Here is a 24,418-nt window from a genome sequence, read left to right on the forward strand (position 1 = left end):
CCGGCACACCACTGATCGGACGGCGCGAAACATCGACCGCCCACCGACCGGATCGACCGGTCCCCGGCACCGGCACCGGCACCGCGTCGGGCTCTCCCCGCACTCTACGGGCGACCCACCCGCATCGCCGAGCGGGGGCCGGAGCACCCGGCGTGATCCCCCGGCACGCGCGCCGGGGGTTCCCCTTCCCCGGCGCGGATTCGACCACCGCGCCGGAGAGCCCGCTCCCGGGGCGCCCCGACGGGGAAGCCCCCGCACCGGGTCTCAGGAGAAGACGACGGTCCGGTGGCCGTTGAGGAGGACCCGGCGCTCGCTGTGCCACTTCACGGCCCGCGCCAGCGCCTGACACTCCACGTCCCGCCCCACCGCCACCAGCTGCTGCGGACTCAGGTCGTGCCCGACCCGCTCCACCTCCTGCTCGATGATCGGCCCCTCGTCCAACTCGGCCGTCACGTAGTGGGCCGTCGCGCCGATCAGCTTCACGCCCCGGGCGTGCGCCTGGTGGTAGGGCTTGGCACCCTTGAAGCTCGGCAGGAAGGAGTGGTGGATGTTGATGATCCGCCCGTTCAGCCGCTTGCACAGATCGTCGGAGAGCACCTGCATGTAGCGGGCCAGGACGACCAGCTCGACGTTCTCCTCCTCCACGATCCCCAGCAACCGGGCCTCGGCGTCCGCCCTGGTCTCGGCGGTGACCGGGATGTGGTGAAAGGGCAGGTTGTAGGAGGCGACCAACTCGGCGAAGTCGGTGTGGTTGGACACCACCGCCGCGACCTCCACCGGCAGCGCGCCGATCCGGGCGCGGAAGAGCAGGTCGTTCAGGCAGTGGCCGAATTTGCTGACCATCAGCACGACCCGCATCCGCCGGTCCGCCGGGTGCAGCTGCCAATCCATCCGGAAGGAGTCACCGATGGCGGCGAAGCTGGCCCGCAGCTTCGCCGGGGTGGTGCTGTCCTCCGCGGAGAAGTGGACCCGCATGAAGAACAGGCCGGTATCCCGGTCCTTGAACTGCTGGCTGTCCTCGATGTTGCACCCGGTCATGAACAGGTAACTGGCCACGGCGTGCACGATGCCCGGTCGATCCGGGCACGAGAGGGTGAGCAGGTACTGCTCGGCCGGCTCCTGGTCCCGCTCGTCGCGGGGGGCGGTCGTGGAGGGAGTCATGTTCCCCAGCCTGGCACATCGCCCCGATCGGCCGGTGCCGGCGACCGCCCCGTGAGCCGACCCGTGAGCCGATCGGCGGACCGGACCGAGGGCTCGGGACCGGGAGTTCGGGACCGAGGGCTCGGGACCGGGCCGGCGCCGCTACAGACCGGTGACGGCGGCGGACAGCTCGTCCAGCGACCGGGGCGGGAGGTCGGGGCTCTCCCCGTCGTTGGTCGCCAGCCGCACGTGGGCCTCCCGGGCCGCCCGCACCGCCTCCGGCCAGTCGGGGTGATCGAGATAGGTGGCCGGCGGGGCGTCCGGCCCGACCCGGTGCATGATCCGCAGCACCCGCAGGACGGCCGCGTCCACCAGGGCCGCCTCCTCCTCGTCACGGAAGATCGTGCCCACGTACCTGTCGGCCGACCAGTTGTCCAGCCAGGTGTCCTCCACCAGCCGGTAGACCGCGTCGGTGACGTCCCCGTATCCCGGCACGCCGGCGGCCCAGCGGTCCCGCTGGAAAACCGGGTCGGAGAGCATGTGCAGCCCGGAACGCACGTGCGCGCGCCAGCGCCACCAGGGCATGTCGTTGTTCGGCATACCGTCCATGGTGGTCGAACGACGGGCCCGACGGGAAGAGCTTTCGGAAGCCTGCACGGAACAGATGGTACGTTCCGGCCCGATCCGACCCTCCGGCGCCCCGGCCCGGCCGCGCGCGGGCCGACACCGACCGGGTGGGACGACCCCGGCCGGGGCGGGCACGCGCGGGCACACTCCCGACGGGACCCGGCCCCCGGCCGTACCGATCACAGGTCGCCGGCGGTCCGTTCGGGCAGTCCGTACTCCCGGGCGATCGGGTTCCACAGTTCGGCCGCCCGCTCCTTGGCGGCGGTCGCCTCGGCGCCCGCCCGCTCGGCCTCCGTGGTGTTGTCGGTGCGACGGGTCTCTCCGCGCCGGCACATCCGGCGCCGGTCGTCGCGCACCTCCTCGGCCCAGTCCGCGTACCGGTCGTCGGCGTCCGCGGACGCCTCCCACGCCTCGGTGAGCGCACGGGACAACTCCCGGTGCTCCGGCAGGCCGTCCAGGGACATCCCGTGCAGGCGCATGACCTGGGAGGTGCGTTCCCCGGCCGCCCCGCGCAGGGTCCCGGCGGCGTCCTTCAGCTTCTCGCAGGCCTCGACCCGGGCCACCGCCGCGACCACCGCCTCCCGGCTGCCGACGCTCTCGCCGAGAAGGTCGGAGAGCGCCTCGGCGCGGGCCGCGACCGCGGCCGGGTCGTGCTTCGGCTCCGGTTCGGGCTCCTCCTCCGCTCCCCCGGCGGGTTCGGGCTCCCCCGCGAGCGGGTCCACATCCGGTGCGGTGGCGCCCGGCGGCCCGGCGTCCCCGGCCGCGGCACTGTCCCCGCCGCTGAACACGGCGCCCGCCGTCAGCCCCGCGGCCGCGCAGCCGGCCAGGACGACGGCGGCCAGGGCACGGGGGGAGAGCGCGGAACCGGCCGGGCCCGGACGACGGGCCGCGCGACGGGCGGCGGCCCGACCGCCCGGAGCGGGAGCGGGAAGCGCGGCACGCCGGGCGGCGGCGCGCTTCCCCGGAGCCGGTCCGCTCACGGGGCCGGCGGGGATCGGCGGGAGCACCCGGGTGGCACCGGCGTCCCCGAAGGGGTCGTCCCCGCCCGGCGCGTCCCCGGCCGGGAAGCCGACGGGATCGCGGATCGGCTCGATCCACCGCGTCGCGTCGTCGGGCGCGGCGGTCACCGGCGGAAGGTACTGCGTCGCCGCCTCCTCACCCGACGACGACGGCACAGCCGGCGAAAACCCCACGCCACCCACCGAACCCCCGACCGGACCGGGATATCCATGGTCCGGACCGGCGGCGGTCACCGGCGGAAGGTACTGCGTCGCCGCCTCCTCACCCGACGACGACGGCACAGCCGGCGAAAACCCCACGCCACCCACCGAACCCCCGACCGGACCGGGATATCCATGGTGCGGGGCGGGGGCGGCGTGCTCCCCGGACCCGTGGTCACCAACCCCGGCACGGCGACCGCCGGCGACCGCCGCGCCGGGGAAGTCGGGAAGGTCGGGGAAGGGGTACGGCGGCAGCAGACCCGTTTCGGCGGCGGGGTCCGCGCCGCCCCGCGCGCCGTGCGTACCACCCCGGGTCGGGTGGGGGAACGCGCCGGCGCCGTACGAAGGGTCGGCGCCGTGGGCGGGGTCGGCGGATATCGGGGGCACCGCGGGTATCGCCCGAGTGGGCTCGTCCGCCCACCCCCCGGCCGCGCCGACACCGGGGGCCGGCGGCGGTCCGGACGGCACCGGGGGCGGCGCGGCGGGCATCGGGGGCACGGGGGGCGACCCGGCGGCGGGGGGATACCCGTACCCACCCGGGGACGCGGCGGAATGCCCGTCCGGACCGCCGGGCCACGCCTCGCCGGGCCCCGGCGGGTGCGATCCGCCGCCGGGCGCGGGGTGCGGTGCGTCCTCACGTCCGTGGTGGCTGCTCAACGGCCGGCTCCTCGTGACCTCTCCCGCCGCCGGCCCGCGACTCCGCGTCCGACACGCCCGGGTGGGGCGCCGGACCACGGTACCCGTTCGGGCCCCGGTTCCGGCCCCTTCCCCGGGTATCCCGGGAGCGGGATCACACCGCCACGGGGCGGGCGCCGGCGTCGCGCCAGCGCTCGGCGAACTCCGTGACCGAGGAGTTCTTCTGATGCGGAGCCAGCCGGGTCAGGAAATCGCCGAAATATTCGGTGCCGCGCCGGGATCGCACCCCCTCCAGCAGTTCCCCCGCCTCACCGGCGGTGCGGCACGCCTCCTCGACCTCGCCCTCCTGGAGCCGGCCGGAGGCCAGTAGCAGCAGGCCGATGGCCCGGCGCCGGACGCGGCCCTCCGGCAACTCGGCCAGCGCCTCCTGCGCCCGCTCCCGGGCGGCCCCGCCCTGTCCGAGGTCGCGGTGGCAGTGGGCCAGTTCGTCGGCGAGGTAGGCGCGGTCGAAGTGGGTGATCCACTCCGGGTCGTCGCCGGAGGAGGGGTTGGCCCGGTCCATGGCCGCCACCGCCGCCGACACGGCGCGCCGACAGCTCTCGCGGTCCCCCAGTTGGGCGTGGCCGCGCGCCTCGGCGGCCAGGTACAGCGCCTCGGCCCGGGGCCCGACCCGGCCCCTGGTGCCCTCACCGGCGGCGCGGGCGAGCTGCACCACCTCGCGGGGGTTGCCGAGTTGGGCGGCCAGGTGGCTCATCCCGGCGGCCAGGACATAGCCGCCGAAGCCCCGGTCCCCGGCCGCCTGGGAGAGCCGCAGTGCCTGGATGTAGTAGCGCTGGGCCAGGCCGGGCAGTCCCGTGTCCACGGCCATGTAGCCGGCGAGCTCGGTGAGGCGCGCGGCGGCGGCGAACAGGTCGCGGCCGACCTCCTCCCGGTAGGAGCCGGAGAGCAGCCCGGCCACCACCGTCCCCAGGTAGTGGACGACCAGGGGTCGGACATGGCCCGCCCCCCAGCGGCGGTCCAGCTCCACCAGGGCGGCGGAGGTGGCCCGTACGGCGTCCACGTCGGCGGTGCCCACACGCGAGCCGCCGGCCCGGGCGACCCGCTCGTCGACGGGGGTGATCAGCCAGTCGCGGGAGGGCTCGACCAGGGCGGACGGGGTGGCTCCGGCACCCGGCAGCCCCCGGCTCCCCTCGAGCCCGGCCGGGTCGCGTCGTCCCCCGTCGGTGCGCCACAGCTCGGCCGCCTGCTCCACCGAGTCGGCGAGGTCCGGGGCGAACCGCAGACCGACCGAGGAGGCGGGCCGGCGGGCACCGCCCATCCCGATCTCCTCGGGGGTGACGGGTCTGCCGAGCTTCGCGCCGATGGCCTCGGCGATGACCTCGGGCGCGCGTCCGCGCGGTTGCTGGCCACGGATCCAGCGGGCGACGGACGTCTTGTCGTAGCGGAAGTCCAGCCCGCGTTCGGCCGCCCGTACGTTGACCCGCCGGGCCAGGCCGGCGTTGGAGCACCCGGCCTCCCGGATCAGGCCCACCAGGCGCTCGTTCGGTTGCCGAGCGGGGGGAACTCCCGGTCCCTCGATCATCTGTCACTCCTCGCGGTGCGCGTCCCGGCGCCGCGGTGGCGCCCCCGGGGATGAATTCCCGGCCGGCCCCGGGGGTCATGCCTGCGCACCGCCCGATGCGACCGTGCGCCCCGACTGCGCGTGACGGCCCGGGGGCGAGCCGTAACCCCTTCGGGGGAAGGGAGTTGTGGGGATCGTGAAGGACCCGGCGAGTGCCGACCCGGCCGTCGGCGTTCCCCGATCAGGCCCCCGGGGCCCCGCGGACCCTCCCCTGAGCTGTGCCGGGGCACGCCGGCGGGTCGCTCCGGGCGGCGCCCGGGCGGTGGCACCGGCGGAGGTGCCGCGCCTTTCGTGCGCCTCCATCGGCTGCGATGCGCCGGGCGCGCACCCCTTGCGCTCGCGCCGTGGGAGGGAGGTGACCGGGGCCCTCGCGCAGGCCCCCGACGGTTGTCGGCACGGTGATCGGCAGCGCTCTCGACCCGCTCACCGCCCCACTGCCCCGCCTCCCCCGGACCCGCCCGCCGATCGGGGTTCCGGGCACCGGGAGCACCCGGGAATGGGACGCGGGAAGAGCCTCCCGGCTCCCGGGACCGGGGGCGGTCGCACCGGGCGGAGGACCCGGGCCCCGCGCACCCGCGAGCCCGGGGCGGGAAACCGGGCGCCGGGCCCGGACGATGTGCGCCGGGCCGCATCGGGGGTCGGCCGGGAAACCCGGAAGGAGCCGGCCACCGGAGAACGGTGGCCGGTGGGGAACGGGACCCACGCCCGGAGTCGGGGACGGGGATGCCGGCGGGTCAGGGGCCGGATCCGCGCCGGGTTCCGCGCGCTCCCGCCCGCCGCTCGGACCGGTGCGCGCCCGCCGGAGCGGGCACCCCCGCGGGCCCCGCCTGCCGGACGGCCCCGTCCACCGGTGCCGCGGGCCCGCCGTCCTCCTCCGGCCGCCCCTCCTCCCGCAGGACATCCGCGAGGAAGCCGTCCACCACCTCCTGCCAGGCGTCCGGCCGGTCGTGGTGGGCGAGGTGGCCGGCGTCGGGGATGTCGGCGTAGCGGCCGCGCGGCAGCACCCGGACCATCTCCTGTGCCTCGGCGCGTCCCAGCTCCCCGTCCACGCCGCGCAGTACCAGGGTGGGGCAGCGGACGCGGGCGAGTTCGTCCCAGTGCGCGTCGTGGATCCAGCTCTCACGGGCCATCAGCATCTGCCGACGGGAGAAGACCGGCCGCCAGCCGTCGGCCCGTTCGACCATCACCTCGGCGTAGTAGTCGCCCCGGGTCACGGAGGGGCGCTCCAGCCACGGATCCTGCTCGGCGAACCAGCGCCGTGCCGCCGCCAGACTGCCGAAGGGCAGCGGCCAGGAGGCATACCACTCCTCCCACTCGCGCTGGGCCCGCTCGCCGAGGGCGGAGGCCCGCATGTCGCAGATGACCAGCGCGCGCACCAGATCGGGCCGACGGGCGGCCAGTTGCCACCCGGTCAGGGCACCCATGGCGTGGCCGACGAGGATCACCGGCGCGAGGTCGAGGCGGTCGATGACGGCCTCGAGGTCGGCGACGAAGGCGTCCCGGTCATAGGGACCGGTGACGGGTTTCTCGCTGAGGCCGTGGCCGCGCTGGTCGAATCCGAACACCCGAAAGCGGTCGTCGAGACGGCGGGCCGCGTCGGACCAGTGGGAGGCCCGCCCCATGAGGCCGTGGAGCATGAGGATGTCGGGCCGGGCCGATTCACCGGGCCGCTCGGCCCGTTCGGAGAACTCCCGGGCCACCAGCCGCACCCCGTCCCGGCCGGCCACCTCGATCCGCCGTGCCATGCGCTTCGCCTCCTCGCCTCCCGACGCCGCCGGGGGCCCCGTCGTGCCGGTCCCGCCGCGCGGGTGTTCCCGATCGCCGGGGCACCGAACCGTCGTGCCGCGTCCCACGCGTCCGGGTTCCGTTCGCGCCGTCGCCCTGCGCGCCCCTTTCCCGCCGGCACCGTCGCCGACTCCCGTTCGCGCTCTCCCGTTCGGTCCCCTCGTACGGATCGCTCATTCGGGTCGACCTGTCGATTTGACCACGGCGCGGGTGTCGGGCGCATCGTTACCGCCCGGTGGATCGGGGCGCGTCCTCCTTCCCGCCCCGGGGATCACCGGTGTCCCGCGCGATGAACGACCCCAGGGTATCGAAATTTTGTTCGAATGAAGGCGATGGTTGACGACCCCTCATCACCTTTTCGGGGCAGGGGGGTTCGACCGCCCGTGTCAACGAAGCCGTCCGGCCGAGCACCGGGAGCCGGCCGTCCGGGACGGATCGACCGCCGGAAGGGAGGCGGGAAGGCGTCGGTGGAGAACCGCGGGAGAAGCCACCGGGAAACGCCGAGAAGATCCGAGAACGCCCCGGAGAAGAACCGCGGAGGGCGGGCGACCCGGGGAAAGGTGCGTGCCGGTGGCCCCCGATCCCGGCGGGGATCGGGGGCCACCGGCACGCACGAACAAACAGTGGGGAGGACCGCTCGGAACCGGCCCGGGGCGCCCCGAGGCGCCCGCCGCGACTACGAGGCCCGGGCCACGAAGACGTGCATCGCCACCGAGGCGTCCAGCTCGGCGGCCTCGCCACCGCTGCCCACCTGCACCCCGCCACCCGCCGAGCTGGTGACGCTCACCGAGGCCCCCGGCCGCACCCCCGCCCGACGCAGGGTGTTCATGACCTGCGAGTCGGTCTGGATGGGCTCGCCGATCCGACGCACCACCACGGTCTTACCCCCCGGACCGCGCACCTCGGTGAGCGGCAGCATCCCCTCCTCGAGGAAGGGTTCGGGGACCGAGACCTCGCCCAGCTCCGCCAGCGCCGGAATGGGATTGCCGTAGGGGGACTCGGTGGGGTGGTTGAGCAGTTCCAGGACCCGACGCTCCACCGCCTCGCTCATCACGTGCTCCCAGCGGCAGGCCTCCGCGTGCACGTGTTCCCACTCCAGGCCGATGACGTCCACCAGCAGGCACTCCGCCAGGCGGTGCTTGCGCATGACGCGCTCGGCCAGCCGACGCCCCTCGGCGGTCAGCTCGAGATGACGGTCCTCGGCGACGGCCAGCAGCCCGTCGCGCTCCATCCGCGCCACCGTCTGGCTGACGGTCGGGCCGCTCTGCTCCAGCCGTTCGGCGATACGGGCCCGCATCGGCACCACGCCCTCTTCCTCCAGCTCCAGAATGGTGCGGAGGTACATCTCGGTCGTGTCGATGAGTCCGGACATGAGTGCCCCTAGGTATGTGTTGCGGTGGCCCTGAACTCAATTCTGACGCATCCCACCGACATACGGGGCCATGCGTTCCCGGCCGAACCCCGGCGTGCCTTGACAGGCCGCCGCCGACCACTCCACGGTGACGCACGGCGTTCCACCGCCTCCCGTCCGTCGACCCCCGGGGGTACCACCAGCCATGACCCGTCCCAGCGACACCGGAACCGGAACCTCCCCCACCGTCACGGCACCGGACGGCACCGGCACCGGTCTGCCCGACACCCCGGTGTCCGACACCCCGACGGCGGGGACCGGGGACCACGCCGAGCGCTACCTGGCCGCCGCCGAGTCCCTGCTCCGCCGACTGCGGGAGCGGGAACTCGACGCGATCCGCCGCGCGGGCGCCGCGATCGCCGACACCGTGGCCGCCGGGGGCCGGATCCTGGCCTGGGGCGCGGGCCACTCCTCGCTACCCGCCCAGGACCTCGTCTACCGGGCGGGCGGCCTGGCCGTGGTCAACCTGCTCAACGTGCCGGGAACCACCGGCGTGGACGTCATGCCCGCCCACCTGGGCAGCGCCCTGGAACGGGTCACCGGTCTGGCCGCGGCGGCCCTGGACGCCTCTCCGGCCCGCGCCGGGGACCTGCTGATCGTCATCTCGCTCTCGGGACGGAACGTCCTGCCGATCGAGATGGCGCGGCACGCCCGCTCGCTCGGACTGACCGTGGTCGGCGTGACCTCCGGCGCCTACGCCGGGCACACCACCTCCCGCGACCCCTCCGGCACCTTCCTGCGCGACCACTGCGACCTGGTGCTGGACAGCGGGATCGGCGTCGGTGACACCGAACTGAGCGACCCCCGGATCCCCGCCCCCTTCGCCCCCGCCTCGACGGTCGTCACCTCGGCCCTGTTGCAGGCGGTGGTGGCGACCGCCGCCGGGGAACTGGCGGCCCGGGGCGTCGAACCGCCGTTGCTGCGCTCGGGCAACGTGGACGGCGGCACCGAGTGGAACCGCCGGGTCATGGCGGAGAACGCCGACCGTGTGCTGTGGCACCGCTGACCACGCCCGACCGGCTCCGAACCGGGGCGGGGGCGGGGTGCGGCGGGACAGGGCACGACGGGTAAAAAACACTTGTGGGTCGCCCGGGCGGATCGTACCGTCGTGGGTACACGAGAAGGGAGGTGGTTCGGCAGATGAGTGACAACCGGACGCGTGAGGTGGCTGCGGTCTAGCGACCAGCCCCGCACATTGTGCGGCGCCGGCGTCGCCGGCCCATTCCCAGCAGTCCACCCGACCCGCAGGCCGCCGGTACCGTCCGGCCGGCTCCCCCGTCAGGGGGACCACGGCCTGCGGGTCGCTCGTTTTCAGGGCCCCGTCACGGCGGGCCCCGCCCCGAACGCCCGTCCCGCCGCCGGGCACCCGGTGCCCGGCCGTGAATCCCGTATCGGGCCGGCGAACACACCCCGGGGCGTCACCCGGCGGTGGCGGCCGGCCCGAACCGGACGCCACCGGGGAGACGGAGCGCCCCCGGGGCTCTCCCCCGCCCCCGCCGGACACCTCCGTCCGGGCCACCGGGCCCCGGGGCCACCCACCGGGACCGGGGCCCGTCCGACTCACCACCCACCGGGGCGTCGACCACCGGACCGGGCCGCCCGGATCACGGCCCCGCCGCCCCGGGCCCCATCCGGGACCCGACCACCGAGGTCACGGGCCCCCACCACCTCTCGACGGATCATCGCCCCGCCCCGACCGGACCACCCACCGGCGTCGGGGGCCCGTCCGACTCACCACCCACCGGGGCGTCGACCACCGGACCGGGCCGCCCGGATCACGGCCCCGCCGCCCCCACCGAACCCCGGCCGGGCCCGGCTCACGGGCACAGCCGCTCCACCGTCCACCGCCCGCCGGCCCCCCGGACGTACCGCAGCCGGTCGTGCAGCCGGTTCTCCCGGCCCTGCCAGAACTCCACCGCCTCCGGTTCCACCCGGAAGCCGCCCCACAACGGCGGCGCCGGCACGTCCTCCGCCTCCGGGTACCGCTCGGCCAACTCCGCGTACCGGCGGTCCAGCTCCTCCCGGGAGGCCACCGGCGCCGACTGATCACTCGCCCACGCCCCCAACTGGGAGCCGTGCGGCCGGGTGCGGAAGTACCGCGCGCTCTCCCCGCGGTCCGTACGCCGGGCGGTCCCCGAGACGATTACCTGGCGGGCGATGGGGTGCCAGGGGAAGAGCAGCGAGACACGCGGGTTGGCGGCGATGTCCCGGCCCTTGCGGGAGCCGTAGTGGGTGAAGAAGACGAAGCCGCGCTCGTCGTACTCCTTCATCAGCACGGTGCGGGAGGAGGGCACTCCCCGCTCGTCGACGGTCGAGAGCACCATGGCGTTGGGCTCGTACACTCCGGCGCCGACCGACTCGGCGAACCACCGGCCGAACTGGGTGACCGGGTCCGGGGCCAGCCCCTCCTCCGGTAGACCGTCGGCCCGGTACCGGGCCCGCATGGACGCGGGATCCGGGCGCTCCCCCGGGGCGGGGGTTCCGACCGGCTCGGAGACGGGTACCCCGGGGGCGCGGGGCTCGTCCCGGGCGCCGGGACGCGGATCGGGCCGGGTCTCGCCCCGGGCATCCCGCCGCGGGTCCGGGCGACGGGCACGGCGAGTGGAGGAGGAGCGGGCATGGGCGGCGTTGTCGGCGTGGGACACGGCCATATCTTGCAACACGCCACCGACAGCAACGGACGCGCCGCGAACCCGTCGCGTGCCCTGTGGCCGGCGGACACCCCCGGTTAAGGTGACCGACTGACACCCCGTGCCGGGAGGACGACGCCACCGACGCCGCCGAACCGCCCGCGCCGACACCCCGGGGGAACGAGATGTTCCCCCGGCCGGAGCAGCCGGCCGACCGGCCGACGAGCCGCCCGCAGCACGCAGCACGCAGCACGCACCCGAGGAGCCGCGATGTCCGACACGCCGTCCGACAACCCGTCCGCCGCATCCGGCGGGGAGTCCGCCGATTCGACCTTCGTTCCCGGGCTGGAGGGTGTCGTCGCCTTCGAGACCGGGATCGCCGAACCCGACAAGGAGGGCGGCGCCCTGCGGTACCGGGGCGTGGACATCGAGGAACTCGTCGGCGAGGTCTCCTTCGGCCAGGTGTGGGGCCTGCTGGTGGACGGCGCCTTCGAGCCCGGCCTGCCGCCCGCCGAGCCCTTCCCGATCCCGATCCACTCGGGTGACGTCCGGGTGGACGTGCAGGCCGCGCTGGCGATGCTCGCGCCCGCCTGGGGCCTGCGCCCGCTGCTGGACATCGACGAACGGCAGGCCCGTGCCGACCTGGCGCGCGCCGCCGTGATGGCGCTCAGCTACGTCGCCCAGTCGGCCCGGGGCACCGGCCTGCCGATGGTGCCGCAGCGCGAGATCGACAAGGCCGACAGCGTGGTGGAGCGCTTCATGCGCCGCTGGCGCGGCGAGCCCGACCCCAAACACGTCGCGGCCGTCGACGCCTACTGGACCTCGGCCGCCGAGCACGGCATGAACGCCTCCACCTTCACCGCCCGGGTCATCGCCTCCACCGGCGCCGACGTGGCCGCGGCGCTCTCCGGCGCGGTGGGCGCGATGTCCGGACCGCTGCACGGCGGGGCGCCCTCCCGGGTGCTCGGCATGATCGAGGAGATCGAGCGCACCGGCGACGCGGAGGCGTACGTGCGTGGGCAGCTCGACAAGGGCGAGCGGTTGATGGGCTTCGGCCACCGCGTCTACCGGGCCGAGGACCCGCGGGCCCGGGTGCTGCGACGCACGGCCCGCGAGCTGGGCGCGCCCCGCTACGAGGTGGCCGAGGCGCTGGAGCGGGCGGCCCTGGAGGAGCTGCGTTCCCGCCGGCCGGACCGGGTGCTGGCCACCAACGTGGAGTTCTGGGCCGCGATCGTGCTGGACTTCGCCGAGGTGCCCGCCGAGCTGTTCACCTCGATGTTCACCTGTGCCCGGACCGCCGGCTGGTCGGCGCACATCCTGGAACAGAAGCGGACCGGACGGCTGGTGCGGCCCTCCGCCCGGTACATCGGACCGGGGCCCCGGTCGCCGCGCGAGGTGCCGGGACACCCGGCGGCCTGATCCGCGCCGCTCCCCCGCCGCCGGTCCGACGGACCGTCACGCGTGCCCCGCGCCGACGCGGGGCACGCGGCCCCCGGGATCGGGGGATCGGGGGGGACCGGGAGGAATCGCCGAGGGGCGGAGCCGTCCCGGCGTGTCGGGAACGCCGAGAAGGGGATGAGGGATGGGAACGGCGAGCGAACGGGCGACGGACCCCGGCGCGGGTTCCGGCGCGTCGGTGACGGCCGTGGTGGTGATGGGGGTCTCCGGCTGCGGAAAGAGCACGATCGCCCGGATGCTGGCCGACCGGCTGGACCTGCCGATGGCCGAGGGGGACTCCTTCCACTCGGCGGGGAACGTCGCGAAGATGTCGGCCGGGGAGCCGCTGGACGACGCGGACCGGATGCCCTGGCTGCGCGCCCTGCGGGACTGGATCGCCGAGCGGGCGGCGGACGGTGAGTCCTCGGTGATGGCCTGCTCGGCTCTGAGGCGCTCCTACCGCGACGTGCTGCGGGAGGCCCGTGGGTGCCGGGTGCGCTTCGTCCACATGTCGGTCGAACGGGACCTGCTGGCCGAGCGACTGGGCACCCGCGGCGGGCACTTCATGACCGCCGCGCTGCTCGACTCCCAGCTGGAGACCCTGGAGCCACCGGGTCCGGACGAGGACGCGGTGACGGTCCCGGCGGGGCGGGAGTGCCCGGAACGGGTGATGGAAGCGGCCCTCTCCGCCCTGGCTCTTCCCGCGCCGGGCATCGCCGAGCCGGGCATCGCCGAGCCGAACTGAGCCGGCCCCGATCGACCGGACTCCGGCGGGGTCGGACGCCGCCCGGGGCGGAGCGTGGGGATCGACGTCGGTCCGAACTCCTCCTCCCCGGCCGCTCCCGGGCCCGGTGGCACCGGCCCACCGGCCCCGGGAGCCGTCCCGAACGCCCCGGGCCGGAGCGGGCGCGCCCCCGCCGGCCGGGACACGGCGTCGCCCACGGCGCGGGAAGGCCGGGCACCGGCGTGGTCCCGCCCCGGGCCCGTCCGGAGGTTGGATGGGCCGGAACCCACGGCGATCGGGAGCCGTGCCGGACGCGCCGGCCCGGAGTGTCGCGTCGTTCCCGATGCCGCCGACCCCCCGATACCTCCGGGAGAGACACCGCGGATGCGCGGTACCGTCGCCGGGACGGCGCCCCGGCACCGCCGCCTACCCCTCCCGCCCCGGGCCGTCGCCCTCCGCCGGCAGGGCGTCGGCGAGCACCTCGGCGAGGTGACGGGCGGGCCTGCCGCCCCGGGGGCCGAGCTGGGCGATCTGCAACCGGCAGGAGTACCCGTCGGCGACCAGGACCGTCTCCGGGTCGGCCGCCCGCACCGCGGGCAGCAGCCGTTCCTCGGCGCAGGCGGTGGACACCTCCAGGTGTCCGCGCTCGAAACCGAAGTTCCCCGCCAGGCCGCAGCAGCCGGTCAGCGGCTCACCGGTCAGTCCGGCCCGTTCGCGCAGCCGCCGGTCGGCGGTGTCGCCGAGCACCGCGTGCTGGTGGCAGTGGGTCTGGCCGACCAGCGGCCGGTCCACGCGCGGCGGGTCCCACTCCGGCGCCAGCTCCCCGAGGGTCTCGGCGAAGGTCCGCACCGAGGCGGCGAGGGCCTCGGCGCGCGGATCGTCGTGCAACAGCTCGGGCAGGTCGGAGCGGAGCGCGGCGGCGCACGGCGGTTCCGGGACGGTGATCGTCAGGCCCGCCTCCACCAGTGGGGTGAGCCGGTCCAGGGTGCGGCGCTGCACGCGGCGGGCCGCGTCCAGCCGACCGGTGCTGATCCAGGTCAGGCCGCAGCAGACCGGCTCGCGCGGTACCGAGGTCTCCACCCCGGCGGCCCCCAGGACCCGCAGCACCGCCTCACCCGCCTCCGGGGAGAGGAAGTCGGTGAAGGTGTCGGGGAACAGCACGGCGCGCGGTCGGGACGGGGCCCCACCCCCCGTGCCCCCCGCTCCCCGTGCGGCGACGGCCTCCGCCGCGATCTCCGCCACGGGACGGCGCACCACCCGGATCGCCGGTCGGCGGTGCAGCGGCACCCGGGGCAGCGGCGGGATGTCCCGGCCCGGGTCGACGCCGCCCAACCGCTTGGCGAGGGCGGCCGCCGGCGCGACCCGGCCGGCGGCGTTGGCGAGCGGGGCCAGTCGCAGCGCCGCCGCCAGGCGCAGCCAGCGGGGCAGCGAGCCCATCGAGTAGTGCGCGGCGGGACGGATCCGACCGGCCCAGTGGTGGTGCAGGAACTCCGCCTTGTAGGTCGCCATGTCCACCCCGACCGGACAGTCGCTGCGACAGCCCTTGCAGGACAGGCACAGGTCCAGGGCGTCACGCACCTCGGTGGAGCGCCAGCCGTCGGTGACCACCTCGCCGGCGAGCATCTCGTGCAGCAGACGGGCCCGCCCCCGGGTGGAGTGCCGCTCCTCGCGGGTGACCCGCCACGAGGGGCACATCACTCCGGTGCCCGGGTCGTCCACGCGGCATTTGGCGACCCCCACGCAGCGGCGCACGGCCGCCGAGAAGTCCCCCGAATCGCCGGGGTAGCCGAAGGCGACGGGGACCGGTTCGCGCGGCAGCGGGGTGAAGCGCAGATTGTCGTCGAGGCGGTCGGGGCGGGCCAGGACACCGGGGTTGAGACCGTTGGCGGGGTCCCACAGGTCCTTGAAGCGGTGGAAGAGGTCCACCACCTCGCTCCCGTACATCAGCGGCAACAGTTCCGCGCGGGCCAGGCCGTCGCCGTGTTCGCCGGAGAGCGAGCCGCCGTGCGAGACGACCAGCCGGGCGAGGTCTTCGGAGAAGTCGCGGTAGCGGGCGACACCGGCGCCGGTGAGCAGGTCGAAGTCGATGCGCACGTGCACGCAGCCGTCGCCGAAGTGGCCGTAGGGAACGCCCCGCAGGCCGTGGTCGCGCAACAGGGCGCGGAAGTCCCGGAGGTAGGCCCCGAGGCGGGCGGGCGGGACGGCGCAGTCCTCCCAACCGGGCCACGCCTCGCCGCCGTCGACCGCCCGGGTGGCGGTGCCGGAGGCCTCCTCCCGCATCCGCCACAGGGACCGCTGCGCGACGGGGTCCTCCACCACCGCCGAGGCGACGGCGCCACTCGCGGCCCGGCACAGCGCCGCGGCCCGTGCCCGGGCCTCGGCGGGGGTGTCCCCGCCGGTCTCGGCGAACAGCCAGGCGCCGCCACGCGGCAGGAGGGCCCGGGCGGCGGCCCGGCGGCCGGGGTCGGGCCCTCCGATCAGATCCTCCGACATGCCCTCCAGGGTGAGCGGGCGCAGCGGCAGCAGGCCGGGGGCGGCCTCGGCGGCGGCGCTCTCGTCGGGGTAGCCGACGACGGCCAGGGCGCGGGCGGCGGGCACCGGCAACAGGCGGACGGCGGCACGAGTGAGGACGGCGAGGGTGCCCTCGGAACCGGTCAGGGCCCGGGCCCAGTCCCGACCGTGTTCGGGCAGCAGACGGTCCAGGGCGTAGCCGGAGATCCGGCGTGGCAGCTCGGGCATCCCGGTGCGCAGGAGCGCGGCGTGCGCGTCGACCAGCGCGTGCCCGGCGGCGCGCAGGTCGGCGGGGAGACCGGAGCCGCCGGGGGCGGCGCGCAGGGCGCGGCCGTCGCGGGTCAGGATGTCCAGCGCCAGGACGTTGTCGGCGGTGGTGCCCACGGCCACCGAGTGGGAGCCGCAGGCGTTGTTGCCGATCATGCCGCCGATGGTGCACCGGCTGTGGGTGGAGGGGTCGGGACCGAAGACCAGGCCGTGCGGGGCGGCGGCCGCGCACAACACGTCACGGATCACGCCCGGTTCCACCTCGGCGGTGCGGGCGTCCGGATCCACCGAGAGCACCCGGTTCATGTGCCGGCTGAAGTCCAGGACGACGCCGACCCCGGTGGCCTGTCCGGCGATGGAGGTGCCGCCGCCGCGCGGGACGACGGGGATGTCGTGGTCGCGGCAGACCGCGAGGGCGGCGGCGACGTCCTCGGCGTCCCGGGGGGCGACGACGCCGAGGGGGACACGGCGGTGGTTGGAGGCGTCCATGGTCATCAGGGCCCGATCCCCGGCGGTGAAGCCGACGTCTCCGCGGATGACGGCGCGCAGGCCGTGTTCGACCTCGGCGGCGCGGCCGGTGTCCTCACGGGCGGTTCGGCGGGCGGGGGTGGGCGAGCCGGTCTCGGGGGGTGGGAACGATGCCATGTCTCCAGCGTGCACCCGGCCGCGGGGAGCCGACGGGAGGCGGGACGGGAGCGCGGGCACCGGCCGTCCCTGCACCGCCGGTACCGGGTACCCGGTACCGGCGGTGCCGGCCCACGGGCGACGAGGGAGCTCCCGGCGGTCTCGTCCCCCGCCCGGGGCCGCGGCGCCCGGCCGCGGCTTTCGATCGTCGCGACACCGGTTGTTCCGTCGTGTCGGTCGGGAATTCCCGGTGGGTGGCGCGCCGCCGGAAACCCCCGATGATCTCGTCCGACGCGTCGCGCTCCCCCGCCGGCGGCCCTTCCCGACCGCCCTGCCCGGGCTTCCCGCCCACTCCTGCGACCGGCCCCGGTCGGTTCCCGACCGAAAAATTCGGCCCCGCTCCGGTGAAGAAGAATTCCGCCGGGGAAAGTCCGATACCTCGGCCGGGATCACGGATGGAACGAGCGCGTCCACCGAGGCCCTCGCCGCCTTGCCCCAAAAGCCCCGGTTTCGGAGTTCTCCGACGCGATTTCGACCGGTACGAACCCCGCCGGGACCGGCACCCATCACGCCGGAAGAGGAAGTGACGTCAGGTCACTTATCCGAAATGTCCAGTCGTCGGAGAAATTCAGGCACTCACCCGATCGACACGTATCACGCGAGACGGACACTTTCGACACAAATGCAGACCCAAAGCGATCGACAACTCACCTATAGTGTTCCCGACTTGAACATAGGTCCGAGTCCGCCGCGGTGGGCACGGCCCGCTCGTCCCCGAGGACCCGATAGATGACAGCGCACACTCCCCCGGTGCGACGGTGGACGGAACAACCTCCGCCGAGACGCACCCTGCTGGCCCTGCTGGTGACCCTCGTTCCAAGCGCCGGCCTCGGCCTGTGGGGGGTGTACGCGGCGCCGGAATCGTTCCGTGTCCCCCTCGCCTGGGGGGCCGGCGTCGGTATCCTCGCGCTCTGCCTCACCGTCGCCACGGCGGTCCGGTCCGGGGAACGCGCGGAGCGACTGCGCGAACGCATCGGCGCCCTGGAGGCCGCCGAGCGCAGGCTCTCCGAGGAACACGTCCCGGCCCTGATCGCACGGTTGCGCGAGAACATCTCGGCCGACGCCGCCCTGGCCTCGGTCACCCAGCCGGAGAGCCCCGCCCACCGAACCGTGCTCCGCCAGTTCGCCGAGGAGATCGGCCACAGCGAGACCTCCCGCGCCTCCGCGATGTCCGCCTGCGCCAACGCCGCCGGTCGGATGCAGGCCATGGCCACCGGCATGCTCGCCGACCTGCGCGCCATGGAGCACCGGCACGCCGACCCCGACGTGCTGACCGACCTCCTGTACCTGGACCACCGCACCGCCCAGGCCGGTCGCCTCGCCGACAGCATCGCCGTCCTCACCGGAGCCCGCTCCGGACGCCGCTGGGCCAAGCCGATCGTCATGGAGAGCATCCTGCGCGGCGCGATGGGTCGCATCGCCGGCTACCAGCGCGTGCGACTGCACTCCAGCACCGATGTCGCGATCGCCGGCCACGCCGCCGAGGGCGTCATGCACGCCCTCGCCGAACTCCTCGACAACGCGGCGAACTTCTCGCCGCCGACCGCCGAGGTCCACGTGTACGTGGAAGAGGTGCCCTCCGGCATCATCATCACCATCGAGGACAGCGGTCTGGTGATGAGCGAGACGGCGCTGCGTCGCGCCGAGCGTGCCGTCTCCTCCGACCCCCGCGACCTCACCGCGCTGTCCGGCACCCGTCTGGGCCTGGCCGTCGTCGGCCGACTGGCCCGCAAGCACGGCCTGTCGGTCTCCTTCCGCCCCTCCGCCCGCGGCGGCACCGGCGCCCTGGTGCGCGTTCCCCAGGAACTCATCACCCGCCCGCGCAGCGCTCCCCCGACGGCGCCCGTCACCGCGCCGGCCGCCGCGCGTTCCACCGTCGCGCCCGCCGAATCCACCGCGCCCGCGGCACCCGCCGCGGGGAGCGCCCCGGTCGACACCCGGGAACACACCGCGGTTCCCGACCGCGCCGACACCTCCCCCGCTCCCGGCGGATCCCGACGGGACGGCGGGGGGAACTCCGAGGACACCGCCTCCGTGCCCGAGTTCAGCACCGGCGGACTGCCCAAGCGCCGCCGCGGCCGCACCCTCGCCAACGCCAACGCCAACGCCAACCCGACCGGCTCCCGGGACACCCCGGCCGCCCCCCGTCGGCCGGCCCGCGAGCACTCCCCCGCCGAGTCCGCCGCCCGTTTCGGCGCCTTCCGCAGCGCCGTGCGACGGCCCGCCGACGGAGCCGGCGACGGACCGGAAACCCCTCCGGACAGCACGGCCGGCGCCGCCACCACGAACCCCCCGAACGTCCCCTGGCCCCAGCCGGCCACCGCGGATCCCGATCACGCGCAGCAGCAGTCCCCCACACCCCCCGCCACGACCGCCTCTTCGCTTCCGGAGGACGAATCCCGATGACCGCACCAGTACCAGGGGACTCCAACCCGATGGGCAACATTCCCGCGACCAAACTGGACTGGCTGCTGGAGAACCTCCTCGAGCGCACCCCGGGCGCCCGTCACGCGCTGGTGCTCTCCCGCGACGGCCTCAAGCTCTGCCGCACCCCCGAACTCTCCGAGGACCAGGCCGACCAGCTCGCCGCCATCTCCGCCGGCATCCAGAGCCTGTCGCACGGTGCCTCGATCGAGTTCGGCGACGGGTCCGGCGGCGTCCGCCAGTCGATGACCGAGTTCTACGGCGGCATCCTCTTCATCGTCGAGGCCGGTGACGGCGCGCACCTCGCCGTGGTCGCCGACGAGACCGCCGACCCCGGCCTGATCGGCCACAACATGAACGAGCTCGTCGAGCAGCTCGGTGAGTACCTGACCGCCCCGCCCCGACGGTCGGATGAAGGTGATGATCGGGCATGAGCCCTCCCCGGAACGAGAACCCGGACCGGCTGTACACCGTCACCGGTGGCCGCAGCCGGTCCGCCTCGGACGCGTTCGACCTGGTCACCCTCGTGGTCAGCGAATGCGAACCGACCGCCGGTATGCAGTCCGAGCACGCCGCGATCCTGCGGCTGTGCCGCCGGCCCACGGCGGTCGTGGAGATCGCCGCCGATCTGGGCATGCCGGTCGGCATCGTGAAGATCCTGCTCGGCGACCTGCTGGACACCGGGCGGATCACCGCCCGCCACCCGCAGACCGCCCGGCGATCGGCCCAGCTACCCGACACTTCCATCCTGGAGCAGGTGCTCGTTGGACTCCGCAACCTCTGATCCGGCTCTGCTCCCGACCTCCCGGGCGCCACTGAGCAGCACCGCCGACAACGGCCTGAAGATCGTCATCGTGGGCGGCTTCGGTGTCGGCAAGACCACCATGGTCCGGTCCGTGAGCGACATCCGTCCGCTCAACACCGAGGAGACCATGACCCGGGCCGGGGAGGCGATCGACGACCTCTCCCGCGTGCGGGACAAGACCTCCACCACGGTGGCCTTCGACTTCGGCCGCATCACCCTGAACGAACGCACGATCCTCTACCTGTTCGGCGCCCCCGGCCAGGAACGCTTCTGGTTCCTGTGGGACCGCCTGTTCAGCGGCACCCTGGGCGCCGTCGTCCTCGTGGACACCCGTCGCCTGGCGGACTCCTGGTACGCCATCGACCGGTTGGAACACCACGGGACGCCGTTCATCGTGGCCCGCAACGACTTCGGCGGCCCCGCCCACTCCGCCGAGGAGGTCCGCGAGGCACTGGACCTCTCCGACGACGTGCCGCTGGTGGAATGCGACGCGCGTTCCCGCAACTCCAGCAAGTTCGTCCTCATCTCGCTGGTGGAACACCTCCAGTGGCTCGCCGCGAAACGGGAGGGAATCCGGTGAGCGCGCCGGGGGATGGGGCGACGGGCGAATGCCCGTTCGTCGATGGCCTGGTCCCCCTCTCCGGGCCGCGTTTCCACACCGATCCCGCCGCGCTCTACCGCGACATGCGACGCGAGCACGGCGCGGTCGTCCCCGTGGAACTGCTCGGCGGGGTCCCCGCCTGGCTGGTCATCGGGTACCGCGAACTGCTCCGGGTCACCGGTGACCCGGAGCTGTTCAGCCGGGACTCCGGCCTGTGGAACCGGTGGGATTCCATACCCCCGGACTGGCCTCTGCTGCCGATGATCGGACGGGACCAGCCCTCCATCCTCTACACCGTCGGCAGCCGCCACCACCGGCGGGCGAGGATGATCTCCGACGCGCTGGAGGCCGTCGACCCCATCGAGTTGTCCCGACACACCGAGCAACTCGCCGACGCCCTGGTGGACGGCTTCTGCCAGAAGGGCGAGACGGACCTCATCCCGGCGTACGCGATGCTCCTGCCGATGCTGGTCCTCACCCGGCTCTACGGCTTCCCCGACGGCGAGGGCCCCGGTCTCGCCCGGGCCCTCAACAACATAATCGACGGCGGGGAGAACGCCCTCGCCGGGCAGCGGCACCTGGCCGGTTCCATGCACCGGCTGGTGACGAGCCGGCGGACCCGCCCCGTCAACGACGTCGTCTCGCGCATGTTGGCCCACCAGCCGCAGGAGTTCACCGACGAGGAGATCCTCCAGGACCTCATGGTGATGACGGCCGCGGGCCACCAGCCCACCGCCGACTGGATCGGCAACTCGGTGCGCCTGATGCTCACCGACGACCGGTTCGCCGCATCCCTGGCCGCCGGGCGCAACAGCACCGGCGAGGCCATGAACGAGGTCCTCTGGGAGGACACCCCCACCCAGAACGTCGCCGGACGGTGGGCCTCCCGCGACGCCCAGCTCGCCGGCCGGCACATCTCCGCCGGAGACATGCTCCTGCTCGGCCTGGCGGCCGCCAACGGCGACCCCTCCGTCCACGCGGGGGCGGGCGCCGGAGCCGGTCCGCACAACGGACTGCGCGGCGGCAACCACGCCTTCTTCTCCTTCGGCCACGGCGAGCACCGCTGCCCGTTCCCGGCCCAGGAGATCGCCGAGATCATCGCCCGGACCGGCATCGAGGTGCTCCTCGACCGCCTGCCCGACATCGATCTCTCCGTACCCGTCGCGTCCCTCGCCCGGCGTCCCTCGCCGTGGCTGCGGGGCATGGCCGCACTGCCCGTCCGCTTCACACCCACACCCGCCCGCGGAGGCATGTGATGACCCGTCCCACCCCGTCCCCGGGGACCGGCCCCGCCGGCACCGCCCCGGTCGCCGGCACCGTGACCGGTTGTCCCGTGATCGCCCTGGACCCGCTGGTGCGCGACCTCGACGGCGAGGCCGTGCGACTGCGCGACGCCGGGCCGATCGCCCGGGTGGAGCTGCCCGGCGGCGTCCCCGTGTGGGCGGTCACCCACCACGAGGAGGCCCGTCGGCTGCTCACCGACCCCCGGCTGGTCAAGGACATCGAGGAGTGGGGCGCCTGGAGGCGCGGGGAGATCACCGCCGACTGGCCCCTGATCGGCCTGGCCAACCCCGGCCGCTCCATGCTCACCGTGGACGGAGCCGAGCACCACCGACTGCGCGCCAAGGTGGCCCGGGCCCTCAGTCCCCGCCGCGTGGAGGCCCTGCGACCGGGCATCGAACGCATCACCGAGCGGCTTCTGGACGAGCTGACCGCCCGCGCCGAGGCCGAGGAGACCGCCGGCGGGACGCCCCGACCGGTGGACCTCAAGGCCGCCTTCGCCTATCCCCTGCCGATGGGCGTGGTCGCCGAACTGATGGGCATCGACGAGTCCGACCTGCCCCGCCTCCAGGAGCTCTACGACGCCTTCTTCTCCACCCAGACCCCGCCCGATCGGGTCCTCGCCGTCCTGGGCGAGCTGGCCGAACTCTTCGGCCGGGTGGTCGAGGAGAAGCGGAAGGAGCCGGGCGACGACCTCACCAGCGCCCTGCTGCAGGCCGAGGACGGCGGGGAACCGCTCACCGGGGAGGAGGTTGTCAACACCCTCCAGCTGATGATCGCCGCCGGCCACGAGACCACCATCAGCCTGCTCGTCAACACCGTCCGGGCCCTGCTCAACCACCCCGGGCAGCTGGCACTCGTGCTCTCCGGGGAGGTCCCCTGGGAGACCGCGATCGAGGAGACGCTGCGCCGCCACAGTCCCACCTCGCACGTCCTCATCCGGTTCGCCCGCGAGGACGTGGAGATCGGCGGGACCGTCATCCCCCGCGGTGACGCCCTGATCACCTCCTACTCGGCGATCGGCATCGACACCGCCCGCCACGGCGCCGACGCCGACGCGTTCGACATCACCCGCCCGACCCCCATCCGGCACATGTCCTTCGGCCACGGGCCGCACATCTGCCCCGGCGCGCCGCTCTCCCGGCTGGAGGCCGCCATCGCCCTGCCCGCGCTCTTCACGCGATTCCCGGACATGACCCTCGCCGTTCCGGACGCCGGTCTGCGCAACAAGCCCACCGTCACCCAGAACGACCTGTACGAACTGCCGGTCCTTCTGCGTCCCCCCGTCACCACCAGCACCGAGAGTTCCCGATGACCACCCACCCCCGCTCCGATGCCCCCGCCACCCCCGGACACCCCGCCCCTCCGGTGGGCTGTCCGGCGCACGGGGACGCGGTACCGCTGAGCGGTCCCCGCTTCCACACCGACCCCGCCCGTCTCTACGGGGAGATGCGCTCCGAGTACGGCCCGGTCGTGCCGGTCGTGCTGCCCGGCGACGTCCCCGCCTGGCTGGTCGTCGGCTACCGCGAGATGCACCGTGTCACCGGGGATCCGGATCTGTTCCCCCGCGACTCGAGCCTGTGGAACCAGTGGGAGAACATCCCCGCGGACTGGCCGCTGCGCCCGATGATCGGGGTACGCCTGCCGTCGGTGTACTACACCGTGGGTGAGGAGCACCGCCGTCACCTGGCCGCCGTGGAGTCCTCGCTGGAGGTCGTGAATCCACACGAACTGCGGCGACACGCGGAGGAGTTGGCGGACCGACTGATCGACGCCTTCTGCGCCCGGGGCGAGGCCGAGATCATCGGTGACTACGCCCTGTTGCTGCCGGTGTTGGTACTGGCCCGGATCACCGGCTTCCCCGACGCCGAGGGGCCCGACCTCGCCCGCGCCATGAACGACCTCGCCGACGGCGGGGAGGACGCGATCGACGCCCACCAGCGGTTCGGCGCCGCCATGTACCGCCTGGTGGCGGCCAAGCGACAGCACCCGGGCCCCGACGTCGCCTCCCGTCTGCTGGCCCACCCCGTGGGCCTGAACGACGAGGAGTGCGCGCTCGACCTCATGGCCATCACCGCCGCCGGCCACCTGCCGAGCGCCGACTGGATCGGCAACTCGGTGCGCCTGATGCTCACCGACGACCGCTTCGCCGCCTCCATCGGCGGCGGCCGGCGCAGCATCGGCGAGGCCATGAACGAGGTCCTCTGGGAGGACACCCCCACCCAGATCCTCGCCGGACGCTGGGCCGCCCGCGACACCCGGCTCGCCGGCCGGAACATCGCCGCCGGCGACCTGCTCCTACTCGGCCTGCAGGGCGCCAACGCCGACCCCGACGTGCACGATTTCGCCGGGGACGACGGCTTCCGCGCCGGGAACAGCGCGCACTTCTCCTTCAGCCACGGCGAGTTCCAGTGCCCCTTCCCGGCCCGGGAGATCGCCGAGGTGATCGCCCGAACCGGCATCGAGGTGCTCCTCGACCGCCTGCCCGACATCGACCTGGCCGTACCGGCCCGGACACTCGTCCGACGACCGTCCGCGTTCCTGCGCGGCATGAGCACGCTACCGGTCCGCTTCGCTCCCACCCACCCCGTCGGGAGCATGAGATGAGAGGCAC

Annotated in this window: 18 protein-coding genes; 10 read left to right on the top strand and 8 right to left on the bottom strand. The window is 74.6% G+C overall.

Annotated features, from left to right (window positions below):
- Positions 1–264 precede the first annotated feature (264 nt).
- From purU to LZF96_RS02270, 6 genes are all read right to left on the bottom strand, one after another.
- A complete protein-coding gene (purU, locus tag LZF96_RS02245; protein WP_233865115.1) occupies positions 265–1,161 on the bottom strand; it encodes a formyltetrahydrofolate deformylase in 897 nt (298 codons plus the stop codon).
- A gap of 141 nt (positions 1,162–1,302) precedes the next feature.
- Positions 1,303–1,749, bottom strand: coding sequence for a hypothetical protein (locus LZF96_RS02250; protein WP_233865231.1), 447 nt, complete (start codon positions 1,747–1,749; stop codon positions 1,303–1,305).
- A 197-nt stretch (positions 1,750–1,946) separates the two neighbouring features.
- Positions 1,947–2,894, bottom strand: a complete 948-nt coding sequence (locus LZF96_RS02255; RefSeq protein ID WP_233865116.1) for a hypothetical protein — start codon at positions 2,892–2,894, stop codon at positions 1,947–1,949.
- An 883-nt stretch (positions 2,895–3,777) separates the two neighbouring features.
- Positions 3,778–5,205 carry a transcriptional regulator gene (locus tag LZF96_RS02260; protein ID WP_233865117.1) on the bottom strand — a complete coding sequence of 476 codons (1,428 nt, stop codon included), beginning with the start codon at positions 5,203–5,205 and terminating at the stop codon, positions 3,778–3,780.
- A gap of 773 nt (positions 5,206–5,978) precedes the next feature.
- Positions 5,979–6,989, bottom strand: a complete 1,011-nt coding sequence (locus LZF96_RS02265) for an alpha/beta fold hydrolase (protein ID WP_233865118.1) — start codon at positions 6,987–6,989, stop codon at positions 5,979–5,981.
- 716 nt (positions 6,990–7,705) lie between these two features.
- Positions 7,706–8,401 (bottom strand): metal-dependent transcriptional regulator, encoded by a 696-nt coding sequence (locus LZF96_RS02270; RefSeq protein WP_233865119.1) that lies wholly within the window; start codon positions 8,399–8,401, stop codon positions 7,706–7,708.
- Positions 8,402–8,585: 184 nt separating this feature from the next.
- Here LZF96_RS02270 and LZF96_RS02275 point away from each other — a divergent pair, with 184 nt between their 5' ends.
- Positions 8,586–9,446 carry a sugar isomerase domain-containing protein gene (locus LZF96_RS02275; RefSeq protein WP_233865120.1) on the top strand — a complete coding sequence of 287 codons (861 nt, stop codon included), beginning with the start codon at positions 8,586–8,588 and terminating at the stop codon, positions 9,444–9,446.
- Positions 9,447–10,257: 811 nt separating this feature from the next.
- Here LZF96_RS02275 and pdxH read toward each other — a convergent pair.
- Positions 10,258–10,884 (bottom strand): pyridoxamine 5'-phosphate oxidase, encoded by a 627-nt coding sequence (gene pdxH / locus LZF96_RS02280; protein ID WP_233865233.1) that lies wholly within the window; start codon positions 10,882–10,884, stop codon positions 10,258–10,260.
- A gap of 456 nt (positions 10,885–11,340) precedes the next feature.
- Here pdxH and LZF96_RS02285 point away from each other — a divergent pair, with 456 nt between their 5' ends.
- Together LZF96_RS02285 and LZF96_RS02290 are read left to right on the top strand one after the other, a co-directional pair.
- Entirely contained in the window at positions 11,341–12,489 is a 1,149-nt protein-coding gene (locus tag LZF96_RS02285; protein WP_233865121.1) for a citrate synthase 2, read from the top strand.
- A gap of 163 nt (positions 12,490–12,652) precedes the next feature.
- Entirely contained in the window at positions 12,653–13,252 is a 600-nt protein-coding gene (locus tag LZF96_RS02290; protein WP_233865122.1) for a gluconokinase, read from the top strand.
- Positions 13,253–13,657: 405 nt separating this feature from the next.
- On the opposite strand, the gene LZF96_RS02295 is transcribed toward LZF96_RS02290, so the two are convergent.
- Positions 13,658–16,654, bottom strand: a complete 2,997-nt coding sequence (locus LZF96_RS02295) for an FAD-binding and (Fe-S)-binding domain-containing protein (RefSeq protein ID WP_267940330.1) — start codon at positions 16,652–16,654, stop codon at positions 13,658–13,660.
- A gap of 768 nt (positions 16,655–17,422) precedes the next feature.
- Between LZF96_RS02295 and LZF96_RS02300 the strand changes: the two genes are divergently transcribed.
- Genes LZF96_RS02300 through LZF96_RS02330 form a run of 7 tightly spaced genes read left to right on the top strand, consistent with a single transcriptional unit; the run spans position 17,423 to position 24,411 of the window.
- Complete coding sequence (locus LZF96_RS02300) at positions 17,423–19,099, top strand: sensor histidine kinase (protein ID WP_233865124.1); 1,677 nt, start codon at positions 17,423–17,425, stop codon at positions 19,097–19,099.
- Positions 19,096–19,551 carry a roadblock/LC7 domain-containing protein gene (locus tag LZF96_RS02305; protein WP_233865125.1) on the top strand — a complete coding sequence of 152 codons (456 nt, stop codon included), beginning with the start codon at positions 19,096–19,098 and terminating at the stop codon, positions 19,549–19,551. The genes LZF96_RS02300 and LZF96_RS02305 overlap by 4 nt, the downstream gene beginning before the upstream one ends.
- Positions 19,548–19,901 carry a DUF742 domain-containing protein gene (locus LZF96_RS02310; protein WP_233865126.1) on the top strand — a complete coding sequence of 118 codons (354 nt, stop codon included), beginning with the start codon at positions 19,548–19,550 and terminating at the stop codon, positions 19,899–19,901. The genes LZF96_RS02305 and LZF96_RS02310 overlap by 4 nt, the downstream gene beginning before the upstream one ends.
- Positions 19,882–20,502, top strand: coding sequence for an ATP/GTP-binding protein (locus LZF96_RS02315; protein WP_233865127.1), 621 nt, complete (start codon positions 19,882–19,884; stop codon positions 20,500–20,502). The genes LZF96_RS02310 and LZF96_RS02315 overlap by 20 nt, the downstream gene beginning before the upstream one ends.
- Entirely contained in the window at positions 20,406–21,779 is a 1,374-nt protein-coding gene (locus LZF96_RS02320; RefSeq protein WP_374203062.1) for a cytochrome P450, read from the top strand. Before LZF96_RS02315 ends, LZF96_RS02320 begins: the two co-directional genes overlap by 97 nt.
- Positions 21,779–23,119: a cytochrome P450 gene (locus LZF96_RS02325; protein ID WP_233865129.1), complete on the top strand. Its 1,341-nt coding sequence runs from the start codon at positions 21,779–21,781 to the stop codon at positions 23,117–23,119. Before LZF96_RS02320 ends, LZF96_RS02325 begins: the two co-directional genes overlap by 1 nt.
- Positions 23,116–24,411 (top strand): cytochrome P450, encoded by a 1,296-nt coding sequence (locus LZF96_RS02330; protein WP_233865130.1) that lies wholly within the window; start codon positions 23,116–23,118, stop codon positions 24,409–24,411. Before LZF96_RS02325 ends, LZF96_RS02330 begins: the two co-directional genes overlap by 4 nt.
- Positions 24,412–24,418: the final 7 nt, after the last annotated feature.

Source organism: Streptomyces sp. ST2-7A (assembly GCF_021390475.1).
Lineage (GTDB): Bacteria > Actinomycetota > Actinomycetes > Streptomycetales > Streptomycetaceae > Streptomyces.